Raw genomic sequence first — 13,213 nt, forward strand, 5'->3', positions numbered from 1 at the left:
GAGCTGGCATGAGTGAGATCGCACAGCAGACCACGGGCCTTCGCAGCGCCGCGACCGCCGTCGTCCACGAGTCGTATTCGTTCGCCTGCATGCGCTGCGGGCACGGCTGGGAGCAGTCGTACGAGATAGAGCACCACCTGGACGCCGACGGGCGCGAGTTCGTCATGTACGTGGCGAACGGACAGGTGGTGCCGTCCCCGTTGAGCCGGCCCACGTGCCAGAACTGCGACGGCCACGTCGTGCGGATCATGCGGCCCGGCCAGGTGTCCTCCGTGCAGAACTCCCTGCACCGCGCCGGCCCGATCCCCACCCGGTCGAAGGCCGAGCCCGGGTCGGCGCCGGAGACGGCCGAGCCGCACCACCACTGGCATCTGTCCGATCTCCTGCACGTCTTCCACCGCAAGGCGAGCTGAGCCGAGCACCCGGCCGCCCGGGCATGCCCCTTTCGTAGGATCGGGGCATGCCTTCGAACGCCGCCGACAAGCACGCCGCCCCGCCGCTCCCGGAACCGCTGCGGGTGCCGGTCGCCGACTCGCACACCCACCTCGACATGCAGTCCGGCACGGTGGAGGAGGGGCTCGCCAAGGCGGCGTCGGTGGGCGTGACGACGGTCGTGCAGGTCGGCTGTGACGTGCGCGGCTCGCGGTGGGCGGCCGAGACGGCGGCGCAGCACGACGCCGTGCACGCGACCGTCGCGCTGCACCCGAACGAGGCGCCGCGCATCGTGCACGGCGACCCCGACGGCTGGTCCCGGCAGGGGGCGCGTGAGCCGGGTGGTGCGCGGGCGCTCGACGAGGCGCTCGCCGAGATCGACCGCTTGGCCGCGCTCCCGCAGGTCAAGGGCGTCGGCGAGACCGGCCTCGACTACTTCCGCACCGGGCCCGAGGGCAAGGAGGCGCAGGAGGCGTCCTTCCGCGCCCACATCGAGATCGCCAAGCGGCACGGCAAGGCGCTGGTCATCCACGACCGCGAGGCCCATGCGGATGTGCTGCGGGTGCTGAAGGAGGAGGGCGCCCCGGAGCGGACCGTCTTCCACTGCTACTCCGGTGACGCCGAGATGGCCCAGGTGTGCGCCCGCGCCGGATACTTCATGTCCTTCGCCGGCAACGTCACCTTCAAGAACGCCCAGAATCTGCGGGACGCGGTGGCGGTGGCCCCGCTGGAGCTGCTCCTCGTGGAGACGGACGCTCCGTTCCTCACGCCGGCCCCGTACCGCGGACGGCCCAACGCTCCGTATCTCATTCCGATCACGGTGCGCGCCATGGCCGCCGTGCGGGGGATCGACGAGGACGTGCTGGCGGCGGCCCTGGGCTCGAACACTGCACATGCCTTCGGCTACTGACGGATAACCGCTCGATAACGCTCGCACGGGTTCACCTCGACCCGGCGGCAACTGTGCGTAGTCGCGTCGTGTTGGAGAGTAATCGACGCTCCGCTAGGTTCTGGGGGCCCTAAACGGACCCCTCCGCTGGAGCGTGTCGTCGTGAGCAACGCGCAGTTCGAGACGTATGGCCCGAGCCCGGCCCACGAGCCCCCGGCGTACGGCGGCTTCGACCCGCACAGCGCGCAGACGCTGGGATACGGGGTGCAGGGGCCGTACGCGACGCACGACGCGTACGGCACATACAGCACATACGGCACCGCCTACGCCCCGTACGAGGACACCTACCGGCCCGCCTTTGAGGCGTCCGGGACGGCGTACGAGGAGGCGTACGAGGAGGCGTACGAGCCGGTAGTGCGCCCCAGGAGTGGACGTCGGGCCGCGCACCGGCGCAGGGGAAGGGTCGCCGATCGGGGGGACGGGCCCATGCGCCGGCTCGTCCCCCAGGCGCTGGTCGTCGCGTTCCTCGCGGGCGGCACCAGCGCCTTCGTCGCCAAGGACAAGGCGATCGAGCTCAGCGTCGACGGCAAGCCGCGCACCCTGCACACCTTCGCGGACGACGTCACCGAGCTGCTCACCGAGGAGGGCGTCGACGTCGGCGCGCACGACGTGGTGGCGCCCGCTCCCGATGCGGCGCTCACCAGCGGTGACGAGGTCGCGGTGCGCTACGGCCGCCCCGTGCGGCTCACCCTCGACGGCCAGCGGCGCGAGGTGTGGACGACGGAGCGCACGGTGGAGGCTGCGCTCCGGCAGATCGGGGTGCGCGCGGAGGGGGCGTACGTCTCGGCGTCGCGCTCCCGGAGCATCGGGCGTGAAGGGCTCGCGCTGGATGTGCGCACCGAGCGCGCGGTGACCGTCATGGCGGACGGGCGGGCGCGCACCATCCGTACGAACGCGGCGACCGTGAGCGAGGTCGTGGACCAGGCCGGGATCACCCTGCGCGGCCAGGACGCGACGTCCGTCCCGCTCGGCAGCTTCCCGCGCGACGGGCAGACGGTCACGGTCCTGCGGATCACCGGCCGCAAGGAGATCCGCGACGAGGCGATCCAGTTCGCCGTGCAGCGGATCGAGGACCCCTCGGTGTTCAAGGGCACGGAGGTCGTCGAGCGGGCGGGGCAGCTGGGGCTGCGGCGGATCACGTACTCGCTGCGCACCGTCAACGGCGTCCGGCAGAAGCCGCGGCGGACCGGGTCCGAGGTGGTGCGCGAGCCGCAGACTCAGGTGGTGAAGGTCGGCACCAAGCCGCTGCCGACGTCGGTGCGCGGCGCGGAAGGCCTGAACTGGCAGGGTCTCGCGGCCTGCGAGTCCGGGGGCCGGGCGGACGCGGTGGACTCGTCGGGGACGTACGGCGGGCTGTACCAGTTCGACTCGCACACCTGGCGGGGCCTCGGCGGGAAGGGCCGTCCGCAGGACGCGCCGGCGGCGGAGCAGACGGCACGGGCGAAGAAGCTGTACGTGCGGCAGGGAGCGAGTCCCTGGCCGCACTGCGGGGAGCGGCTGCACGGGTGAGCCGGCCGTGATGACGGGCGGCGGGTGTCAGCGGTACGGCCCCGTACCCTTGTCGGGTGAGCAGCCCCACCCCCGACGCCCTCCTGGGCCCCGCCGACATCCGTGAACTGGCGGCCGCCCTCGGTGTGCGTCCCACCAAACAGCGCGGCCAGAACTTCGTGATCGACGCGAACACGGTCCGCCGCATCGTCCGCACCGCGGACGTCCGCCCCGACGACGTGGTGGTCGAGGTGGGACCGGGACTCGGCTCGCTCACCCTGGCCCTGCTGGAGGTGGCCGACCGCGTCACCGCCGTCGAGATCGACGACGTCCTCGCCGCCGCGCTGCCCGCGACCATCGCGGCCCGCATGCCGGAGCGTGCCGACCGTTTCGCGCTGGTGCACTCCGACGCGATGCAGGTCGCCGAGCTGCCGGGCCCGCCACCCACCGCGCTGGTCGCCAACCTCCCCTACAACGTGGCCGTCCCGGTCCTGCTGCACATGCTCGAAACCTTCCCGACCATCGAACGCACCCTCGTCATGGTGCAGTCGGAGGTCGCCGACCGACTGGCCGCCTCGCCCGGTTCGAAGGTGTACGGCGTCCCCTCGGTCAAGGCCAACTGGTACGCCGAGGTCAAGCGGGCCGGCGCCATCGGACGCAACGTCTTCTGGCCCGCCCCGAACGTCGACAGCGGGCTGGTGGCCCTGACCCGCCGCGCCGAGCCGCTCAAGACCACCGCCTCCAGGCGCGAGGTCTTCGCCGTCATCGACGGAGCGTTCGCCCAGCGCCGCAAGACCCTCCGGGCCGCACTCGCCGGCTGGGCGGGCTCGGCGGCCGCCGCCGAGGAGGCCCTCGTCGCCGCCGGCGTCTCGCCGCAGGCCCGCGGAGAGGCACTGACGGTCGAGGAGTTCGTCCGGATCGCCGAGCACAAGGCGGCCGGCGCCCAGCCGGAGGAGTCCGGCGCGAAGCCGGCCGTGTCCGGCCGTCGGTCGCAGGAGCCCGGCGTCCCGCCCGCCGAGTCCGCCGCCCGGCCCGCCGACCAGCACAAGGAGCCCGAGTAAGTGAGCGCGAGCGTCACCGTCCGTGTCCCCGCCAAGGTCAACGTCCAGCTCGCGGTCGGCGCCGCGCGGCCCGACGGCTTTCACGACCTGGCCAACGTCTTCCTGGCGGTCGGGCTGTACGACGAGGTCACCGTGACCCCCTCGCCCGACGGGCTGCGCGTCACCTGTGACGGGCCGGACGCCGACCAGGTCCCCCTCGACCGTACGAACCTCGCCGCGCGCGCGGCGCTCGCCCTGGCGGAACGCCGTGGACTGGACGCCGCAGTCCACCTCCACATCGCGAAGGACATCCCCGTGGCCGGCGGCATGGCGGGCGGCAGTGCGGACGGCGCGGGCGCGCTGCTGGCCTGCGACGCGCTCTGGGGTACGCACGCCTCCCGCGAGGAACTCCTCGACATCTGCGCCGAGTTGGGCAGCGACGTGCCGTTCAGCCTGGTGGGCGGGGCGGCGCTGGGCACCGGGCGGGGCGAGCGGCTCCGTACGCTCGACGTGGGCGGCGCCTTCCACTGGGTGTTCGCGATGGCCGGCCGAGGGCTGTCGACGCCGGCCGTGTTCCGTGAGTTCGACCGGCTCGGCGAGGGCACCGACATCCCCGAGCCCGTCGCCTCCGAGCCGCTCCTCGCCGCCCTCGCCAAGGGCGACCCCGACGCGCTCGCCGCGGCCGTCTCCAACGACCTGCAGCCCGCAGCCCTCTCCCTCTTCCCGGAGCTCACCGACACCCTCGCCGCGGGGCTCGCGGCGGGCGCGCTGACGGCGCTGGTCTCCGGCTCGGGCCCGACCACTGCGTTCCTCGCCCGGGACGCCGAGTCCGCCGCGAAGGTGGCCGACACCCTGCGGGCGTCCGGCACTTGCCGTGCGGCGCGTACCGCGTCCGGGCCCGCGCAGGGTGCCACGGTCGTGCGGGCCGCCGGAGCGTGACGCCGTACTCACAAGTACGCGTTCTTCGCTCGATCTCCACACGGAAGTACTGCGATCGCAGTACCCGTGGGGCCGCTGAGGCGTTTAGGGTCGCTTGACGTTTCAACTTTCGGGCCGTCGTGCCCGGCTCACCGTCAAGTGCACTTCTGGAAGGGGACACTCCTGTGTCCGAATCCCCCACACCCGCTCAGTCGTCTCACCGTAGAAAGCGCTCCCTGTCCCGTCGCGGCATGATCGCCGCGGGCGGGGCGGTGGCCTCCGGAGCCGCCCTCACGCCGATGGTGTTCGCCGCGGGCGACTCCGGCGAGACGGACAACTCCACCTCCGCATCCGGTGGTTCGGGCACCACGCCGGAGAAGTTCCCCGCCACCCGGACCGAGGCCGCCACCGGCACCGGCGAGACCACCACCGTCTTCGCCGCCTCCTACGTCGGTGTGCGCTGGTCCGGCGCCAAGGAGGGCGCCGCCATCCGGCTCGCGGACGGCAACTGGCAGAACCTGGCCCACGGCTGCGCGGCCGTCGAGGACGGCGGTACCGCCCTGGTCGCCGCCGACAACGCCGACACCTACGCAGTGAAGGCCCCGAGCGACATCAACGGCGTGCGCTCGCTGGCCATCGACACCACCGACGGGCCCGAGCGCACCTACCAGGTGCCGAGCGAGCCCACGCGCGTGCGTGGCGTCGGCTACCTCTCGCGGCCGGCCTGGGGCGCCGACGAGTCCAAGCGGTACAAGGACGGCAAGGTCAACTCCCCCGAGACGTACTACCCGCTCCAGATCATCACGGTCCACCACACCGCGACGCCCAACGACGACCCCGACCCGGCCGCGACGGTGCGCGCGATCTACGAGTTCCACGCGATCACCAACGACTGGGGCGACATCGGCTACCACTTCCTCATCGACGAGGCCGGCACGGTCTACGAGGGCCGCTACTCCGGTGCCGACGGCATCCCCGCCTTCAATCCGGACGGCGATCTCGTCACCGGCTTCCACTCCGTGGGCTACAACTCCGGCGCCCTCGGCATCGCCCTGATCGGCAACCTCGACCGGCAGGCCCCCACGGCCGCGGCCAAGGCCTCCCTGATCCGGCTGATCAAGGTCATATCCCGGTTCGAGGGCCTGGACCCGCAGGCGAGGGTGACCTACACCAACCCCGTCAACGGCACCAAGAAGGACACGAACACGGTCGGCGGTCACCGCGACTACTTCGACACCGAATGCCCGGGCCAGGCCATGTACGACCTTCTCGCCGAGGTCCGCGCGGCGGCCGCCCACCGCTGACGCCGGCGACACGGCGAAGCGCCCCGGGGGCTGCCGGTACCCGGGGCGCACGGGGCTGTCGTACGGGCCGACTAGGCTGGGAGGCTGATCGACCCCCTGGGCAGGAGAGAAATGGCCGTCAATCTGGTCAATGTCGAGAACGTCAGCAAGGTGTACGGCACCCGTGCCCTGCTCGACGGTGTGTCGCTCGGCGTCTCCGAGGGGGACCGCATCGGCGTCGTCGGTCGCAACGGCGACGGCAAGACGACCCTGATCCGGATGCTGGCCAAGCTGGAGGAGGCCGACACCGGCCGGGTCACGCACTCCGGCGGGCTGCGGCTCGGCGTGCTCACCCAGCACGACTCGCTGGACCCCGAGGCGACCGTCCGGCACGAGGTCATCCGGGACATGGCCGACCACGAGTGGGCGGGCAACGCCAAGGTCCGGGACGTGCTCACGGGCCTCTTCGGCGGCCTCGACCTGCCCGGCTTCCCGCAGGGCCTCGACACCGTCATCGGCCCCCTCTCCGGCGGCGAGCGGCGACGGATCGCGCTCGCCAAGCTGCTCATCGAGGAGCAGGACCTCATCGTCCTCGACGAGCCCACCAACCACCTCGACGTCGAGGGCATCGCCTGGCTCGCCCAGCACCTGCGCGAGCGGCGCTCGGCGCTCGTGTGCGTCACCCACGACCGCTGGTTCCTCGACCAGGTCTGCACGCGCATGTGGGACGTGCAGCGCGGCGACGTCTTCGAGTACGAGGGCGGCTACTCCGACTACGTCTTCGCCCGCGCCGAGCGCGAGCGCATCGCCGCCACCGAAGAGGTCAAGCGGCAGAACCTGGTCCGCAAGGAGCTGGCCTGGCTGCGGCGCGGCGCCCCCGCGCGCACGTCCAAGCCGCGCTTCCGCGTCGAGGCGGCCAACGAGCTCATCAAGGACGTACCCGCGCCCCGGGACAGCAGCGAGCTGATGAAGTTCGCCTCCTCCCGGCTCGGGAAGACCGTCTTCGACCTGGAGGACATCACCGTCCAGGCCGGCCCCAAGGTGCTGCTCAAGCATGTGACATGGCAGCTCGGTCCGGGTGACCGGATCGGTCTCGTCGGTGTCAACGGCGCGGGCAAGACGTCTCTCCTGCGGGCCATGGCCCAGGCGGCACGGACGGAGGGCGAGGAGCAGCCGGCCGCCGGGCGGATCGCCGTCGGAAAGACCGTCAAGCTCGCCTATCTGTCCCAGGAGGTCGCCGAACTCGCCCCGAACCTGCGGGTGCTGGAAGCCGTGTCGCAGGTGCGCGAGCGCGTCGACCTCGGCAAGGGGCGGGAGATGACCGCCGGGCAGCTGTGCGAGACGTTCGGCTTCAGCAAGGAGAAGCAGTGGACGCCGGTCGGGGACCTCTCCGGTGGTGAGCGGCGCCGGCTCCAGCTGCTGCGCCTGCTGATGGACGAGCCCAACGTCCTCTTCCTCGACGAGCCCACCAACGACCTCGACATCGAGACCCTCACCCAGCTGGAGGACGTCCTCGACGGCTGGCCGGGCTCGATGATCGTCATCTCCCACGACCGGTTCTTCGTCGAGCGGACCACGGACCGGGTGTTCGCCCTCCTCGGCGACGCCACCCTGCGGATGCTGCCGCGCGGCATCGACGAGTACCTGGAGCGCCGCCACCGCATGGAGGCCCAGGTCGCCGCCGGTGCGGTGTCCGCTCCGGCCGCCGAGAAGGCCGTGCCGGAGAAGAGCGCCGCCGATGTGCGCGCCGCCAAGAAGGAGTTGCAGAAGATCGAGCGCCAGCTCGACAAGATCTCCGAGAAGGAGACCAAGCTGCACGCGCAGATCGCCGAGCACGCCACGGACTTCGGCAAGGTCGCCGAACTCGACGCGGAACTTCGCGACTTGGCCGGCCAGCGGGACGAGCTGGAGCTGCGCTGGCTGGAACTTGCGGAGGACGCGTAGCACGGGCAACGGTCCGGCGTGCGGTGCCCGGAGGGGCTCGCGCGAGTGGCACGCGCCCCGCGTGAAGGGCGTGTGAAGGCGCATAACGGGGGCATCACAGGCCGGTCCTCCCTTGGGAACAGGGGGCGAGACGGCCCGGTGCACTGTCGTCGGCGGGTGATAGAAAGAGCCGTCTGAGAACAGTCTGAGAACCGTCGGTGTGGCGGAAACGCGACGGCACAGGACGTGCACCACACCGGTCACGAGGGGGAACCGCTCATGAGCCAGCCGCCCAACCAGCCGCCCCAGGGCGGTTTCGGCGCACCGCAGGACCCGCGGCAGGGCGGCTTCGGCGCCCCGCAGCCTCCGCAGCAGGACGCGCCGCAGACCCCGCCCCCGCCGCAGGGCGCCCCCCAGACACCCCCGCCGCCGCAGGGCCCGCCGCAGACGCCGCCGCCCCCGCAGGGCCCGCCGCCCGGCGCCCCGCAGCCCGGCTACGGCTACCCGCAGCAGCCGCCGGCGCAGCCGGGCCCGTACCAGTCCGGCCCGTACGGGCAGCCGCAGCAGCAGCCGGGGCCGTACGGCTATCAGCAGCAGCCCGGTCCCTACGGCCAGCAGCCCGCCCAGGGTTACGGCTACCCGGGCCAGCCGCAGTACCCGGGCGCACCCGGCGCCCCGCAGCCCGGCTCGCGCAACCCCTTCAAGGGCAAGCCCGCCCTCGCCATCGGTGCCGCGGTGGCGGCGCTGCTCGTCATCGGCGGCGGCGTGTACGCGCTGACCAGCGGCGACGACGACCCGAAGAAGCCGATCGCCCAGGAGAGCGGCGACTCGAAGAACACCGAGTCCCCGTCCGACGACCCCGACGGCGGTGGCAGTGACGGCGGCGCCGACCCGGAGAACCTCAACGGCGGCCGCCAGTCCGGCGACTCGAAGGTGCTCTGGTACAAGCCCGCGCCCGACGCGCCCGCCTCCGGCGCCGACGCCCCCGGCATGTGGGTCACCGACAAGGCCGCGGTGAAGGCGGCGTACAAGCAGCTCTTCGCCTACAACGTCGGCGACGGCGAAGCCACTTGGGACCCGATCACCTTCCCGCAGAAGATCTGCGCGGTCACCCCGCAGAAGTCGTCCGACGACAAGATCGTCGTCGCGTACATGAGCGGTAGCAGCGACCGCGCCAAGTGCAACCAGCTCCAGCAGGTCGACCTCAACACCGGCGCCAAGGGCTGGAATGCCTCGGTCGCCAACGGCGCGCTGTTCGACAGCACCCTCGACGTCGAACTGTCCATCACCGGCAAGACGCTGATGGTGGGCCGCTCGCAGTCCGGCACGGCGTACGACGTCAACAGCGGCAAGAAGCTGTGGGACAAGACGAGGTTCGGCGACAAGTGCTTCCCTGACGCCTTCGCGGGCGGCGACAAGCTGATCGCCGTGGCGGGCTGCGACGCCACCGGCAGCAACGAGCACGACGAGGTGCAGGAGCTCGACCCGGCGACCGGCAAGGTCAAGTGGACCTGGCAGTTCGACAAGGGCTGGAAGGTCGCACGCGTCTTCTCCCTCGACCCGCTGGTCCTCTACAGCACCAACGAGGACAAGAAGCAGTGGAACATCTCCACGCTCGGCGACGACGGCAAGCGCCGCTCGCAGGTCGAGGTCGCTCTGGAGATCGGCGCCCAGTGCGGCTGGGCCATCCTCCAGCGTGACCTCCAGGGCTGCTCCGGTGTGGCCTCCGACGCCGACACGCTCTACATGCCGACCAAGGCGACCACCGGGGCCAACGAGATCGTCGCGATCAACCTCGCCAACGGCAAGGAGAAGTGGCGCGTCAAGTCCCCCGCCGAGGAGCCGATGCTGCCGATCAAGGTCGAGGACGGCAAGCTCATCGCCTACGTCGACCCGTCGTACGACGCAGGCGGCCAGGTCGTGTCCATCCCGGTCAGCGGCAGCAACCCCAAGCCGACGACGCTGCTGCAGAACCCGGCCGGCGCCGCGGACGTGGAGAATGGCTTCTTCTCGAAGGCGTTCGACTGGGCCGACGGGCGCTTCTACCTCTCGAGCACCCGGCTGAGCGGCAGCGACGAATCCAAGGAGAAGCTGATTCTCGCCTTCGGCAAGTGAGGCGAGCGGCAGTCCTTCCCTTCGCCGTCGTCCCCCACGTCCCGCCGTGCCCGTCGTCCCCCTCCCTTGAGGTACCCACGCCATGACCCAGCCGCCGCCTCCGCCGCCCAACCAGCCCCCGCAGGGCGGGTTCGGCCCGCCGCAGGACCAGCCGCCCCAGCAGCAGGGGGGTGGCGGCTTCGGCCCGCCGACACCGCCGCCGCCTGCGCAGACGCCGCCGCCCCCGCAGGGTCCGCCGTCCGGGGCCCAGCAGCCGGGGTACGGCTATCCGCAGGCACCTCAGGGGGGTCAACAGCCCACTCCGCCCGCCGGGTACGGCTACCCCGGCCAGCAGCCCGCTCCGTACGGGCAGCCGCAGAACCCGTACGGCCAGCAGCAGAACCCCTACGGTCAGCCGGCCGGCTACGGCTATCCGCAGCAGACCGTGCCGATGCACGCCCAGGCCACCGGGCCGGGCGGTGGCGGGCAGCGGTCCAGCGGGCAGCTTGCCGTCATCGTGGCGGCGGCCGTCGTGGTGATCTCGCTGATCATCGGTGGCGTGCTGTACGCCAAGTCCGGTGACGAGGGCGGCAAGGACGAGCCCGCCAGCTCCAGCGGCGGCACCGGTGGCGGGGACAACGGCGACGGGGGCGGCGGCGTCGACGCCCCCGACGGCACCGAGAAGGTGCCCGCCGACACCAACTCCGATGTCCTCTTCCAGGTCAAGGCGCCCGACGTCGAGGACGACACCAGCGTCGTGGTGTCCGGCTCGTGGCTGACCGACGAGGCGTACGTCAAGAGCGGTGTCGCCGAGATCGTCGGCTACGACCGCGACAAGGGCACCAAGCTGTGGACCGTCAAGCTGCCGGGGCCGGTCTGCCAGGCCAGTAAGCACGTCAACGAGGACGGGCTGACGGCCGTCGCCTTCCAGCCCGACATGCCGACCAAGGAACGGCCCTCGTACGGCTGCAGCGAGGTCGCGGCGATCGACCTCGACGCCGGCAAGAAGCTGTGGACGAAGAGCACCGAGGTGGAGGGCAGGCCGCTGCGCTTCGACAACCTCACCGTCAGCGGCGGCACGGTCGCGGCCGGCGGGACCAGCGGCGGCACCGCGTTCGACCTCGAGACCGGCAAGCAGTTGTGGGTGCCGAAGGCCGAGGACGGCTGCTACGACCTCGGGTACGCCGGTGGCGCGAAGATGGTCGCCGTGCGCAAGTGCGGTTCCTACGACCAGCCTCAGCTGCATATCCAGACCATCGACCCGAAGTCCGGGAAGGTGATCTCCGAGTACAAGATGGCCGAGGGCGTCGAGTACGCGAGCGTGGTGTCCACCGAGCCGCTCGTCGTGGCCGCCGAGGCCGGGCAGTCGGACGCCATCGGCATCTCGGACGTCTTCTCCATCGACAACAAGACCGGCAAGCTGCGCATCCGTATCTCCGTGCCGGCCGACCAGTTCGCGGCCAAGTGCTCCGGCGTCACCACGATCGAGCAGTGCAAGGGCGTCGTGGTGGGCAACGACCGGCTCTACGTGGAGACCGAGCAGCACAGCAGCGGCGGTGAGCGCGGCCGGACCAACGAGATCGTCGCCTTCGACCTGGCCACCGGCAAGCAGACCGGGCAGCGGGCGGATGCGGGGGACGGGTACACGATCACGCCGCTGCGGATGGACGGCGGCAACGTGATCGCGTACAAGCGGCCGCCGTACGACAAGGGCGGGCAGATCGTCAGCGTGGACGGTGGCAGCTTCAAGGAGACGAAGCTGCTGGAGAATCCGGCGGCGCGGGCGGTGCGGGATGTGGAGACGCGGATGTCTCCGGAGTACTCCGAGTTCATCTACTCGCAGGGGCGTCTGTACATGTCCGCCGTGTTCGCGAGCGAGTTGACGAGTTCGGCCGACCCGAAGGCTCATGTGATCGCGTTCGGTACGACGATCGAGTGAGCTGACGCTGCCGACGACCATGGCCCCGTTCCTGTTCAGGAGCGGGGCCGTGTGCGTACCGTCGTACCGTCTCATCGTCCTCGAATGCGGGGAAAGCCAGAAAATCCGCCGTTCCGGGGCACTTCTCACCGGTAGGGGGAGCGGAACGTCGAACAAGCGTGTAGCTTCCGGGGGCATGAAGGGCGGGGGAGCCGGGAGGGGGCTTCTGTCCGCGCGGCCGGTGGGTATCCGTGGTGGGGCTCCGTAGCGGGCGTTCGCCGGATTCCACTGGGGGACTGGGGGACTTGGGGGGTTGGTCGATGGGAGTGCGGCTCATGGTGGTCGACGACCACCGATTGCTCGCGGAGGCGCTGGCCTCGGCACTGAAGCTGAGGGGGCACCGGGTACTGGCCGCGGCGGCGCCGGCCGCGGGGGCGGCGGAGCTGGTGATCACGCGGGCGCCTGAGGTGTGCCTGCTGGGGACGGCGACGCCTGCGGAGCCGGGGATGTTCGATCCGGTGGTGAGGATCAAGCGGGAGCGGCCGCAGGTGGCTGTGCTGGTGCTGGGGCCGGTGCCGAGTCCGCGGGGGATTGCGGCGGCGTTCGGGGCGGGGGCCTCCGGCTATGTGCGGCATGACGAGCGGATAGAGGGTGTCGAGCGGGCGATCATGAAGGCCAGGGCGGGGGAGGCGGCGGTGGCGCCGCAGCTGCTGCAGGGGGCGTTCAGCGAGTTGCTCAACCCGGCGGCCCAACCGGACGACGAGGGGCAGCGGTTGCTGCAGATGCTCACGCCCCGGGAGGTCGAGGTCCTGGTCCGCGTGGCCGACGGCGAGGACACCCGTCTGATCGCGGCGGGCATGGGCATCGCGCCGTCCACTGCGCGTACCCATGTCCAACGGGTGCTGATGAAGCTGGGCGTGGGGTCGCGGCTGGAGGCTGCTGCGCTCGCGGCGCGGACGGGGTTGCTGGATCGGGCGGGGGAGGGTGGCGTGTGACGCGTCTATGCCTGCGGCGGCCTGTGGCTGTTTGGTGGGGGTTCGCGTAGCGCCTGCTGTTTCGTTGTGGGTCGGGGCCGTGCCGGGGGGTGTCCGTCCTCGGACCGGCGGTCGCCTTAGGCCAAGAGGTACCGCGTGTTGACGCCGGCCACTGCGGGCGGACACCCCCCGGC

Annotated in this window: 10 protein-coding genes; all 10 read left to right on the forward strand. The window is 71.6% G+C overall.

Annotated elements, in window-relative coordinates; genetic code table 11:
- The first annotated feature begins 8 nt into the window (after window positions 1–8).
- The 10 genes from ACWGDB_RS09715 (at window position 9) to ACWGDB_RS09760 (ending at window position 13,040) form a co-directional block, all read left to right on the forward strand.
- On the forward strand, window positions 9–413 hold the full coding sequence (locus ACWGDB_RS09715; protein WP_453821935.1) for a hypothetical protein: 405 nt from the start codon (window positions 9–11) through the stop codon (window positions 411–413).
- 47 nt (window positions 414–460) lie between these two features.
- Entirely contained in the window at window positions 461–1,342 is an 882-nt protein-coding gene (locus ACWGDB_RS09720; protein WP_453821936.1) for a TatD family hydrolase, read from the forward strand.
- Window positions 1,343–1,483: 141 nt separating this feature from the next.
- Window positions 1,484–2,890 (forward strand): ubiquitin-like domain-containing protein, encoded by a 1,407-nt coding sequence (locus ACWGDB_RS09725; protein ID WP_453821937.1) that lies wholly within the window; start codon window positions 1,484–1,486, stop codon window positions 2,888–2,890.
- Window positions 2,891–2,946: 56 nt separating this feature from the next.
- Window positions 2,947–3,930: a 16S rRNA (adenine(1518)-N(6)/adenine(1519)-N(6))-dimethyltransferase RsmA gene (gene rsmA, locus ACWGDB_RS09730; RefSeq protein ID WP_453821938.1), complete on the forward strand. Its 984-nt coding sequence runs from the start codon at window positions 2,947–2,949 to the stop codon at window positions 3,928–3,930.
- On the forward strand, window positions 3,931–4,848 hold the full coding sequence (locus tag ACWGDB_RS09735) for a 4-(cytidine 5'-diphospho)-2-C-methyl-D-erythritol kinase (protein WP_453821939.1): 918 nt from the start codon (window positions 3,931–3,933) through the stop codon (window positions 4,846–4,848). It begins immediately after the preceding gene.
- Window positions 4,849–5,078: 230 nt separating this feature from the next.
- Window positions 5,079–6,131, forward strand: a complete 1,053-nt coding sequence (locus tag ACWGDB_RS09740; protein ID WP_453821940.1) for a peptidoglycan recognition protein family protein — start codon at window positions 5,079–5,081, stop codon at window positions 6,129–6,131.
- A 111-nt stretch (window positions 6,132–6,242) separates the two neighbouring features.
- Entirely contained in the window at window positions 6,243–8,054 is a 1,812-nt protein-coding gene (locus ACWGDB_RS09745) for an ABC-F family ATP-binding cassette domain-containing protein (RefSeq protein ID WP_453821941.1), read from the forward strand.
- A gap of 258 nt (window positions 8,055–8,312) precedes the next feature.
- Window positions 8,313–10,148 carry an outer membrane protein assembly factor BamB family protein gene (locus tag ACWGDB_RS09750; protein ID WP_453821942.1) on the forward strand — a complete coding sequence of 612 codons (1,836 nt, stop codon included), beginning with the start codon at window positions 8,313–8,315 and terminating at the stop codon, window positions 10,146–10,148.
- An 82-nt stretch (window positions 10,149–10,230) separates the two neighbouring features.
- Entirely contained in the window at window positions 10,231–12,066 is a 1,836-nt protein-coding gene (locus tag ACWGDB_RS09755) for an outer membrane protein assembly factor BamB family protein (RefSeq protein WP_453821943.1), read from the forward strand.
- Window positions 12,067–12,365: 299 nt separating this feature from the next.
- Entirely contained in the window at window positions 12,366–13,040 is a 675-nt protein-coding gene (locus ACWGDB_RS09760) for a helix-turn-helix transcriptional regulator (RefSeq protein ID WP_453821944.1), read from the forward strand.
- Window positions 13,041–13,213: the final 173 nt, after the last annotated feature.

This window comes from Streptomyces sp. NPDC055013, assembly GCF_053608645.1.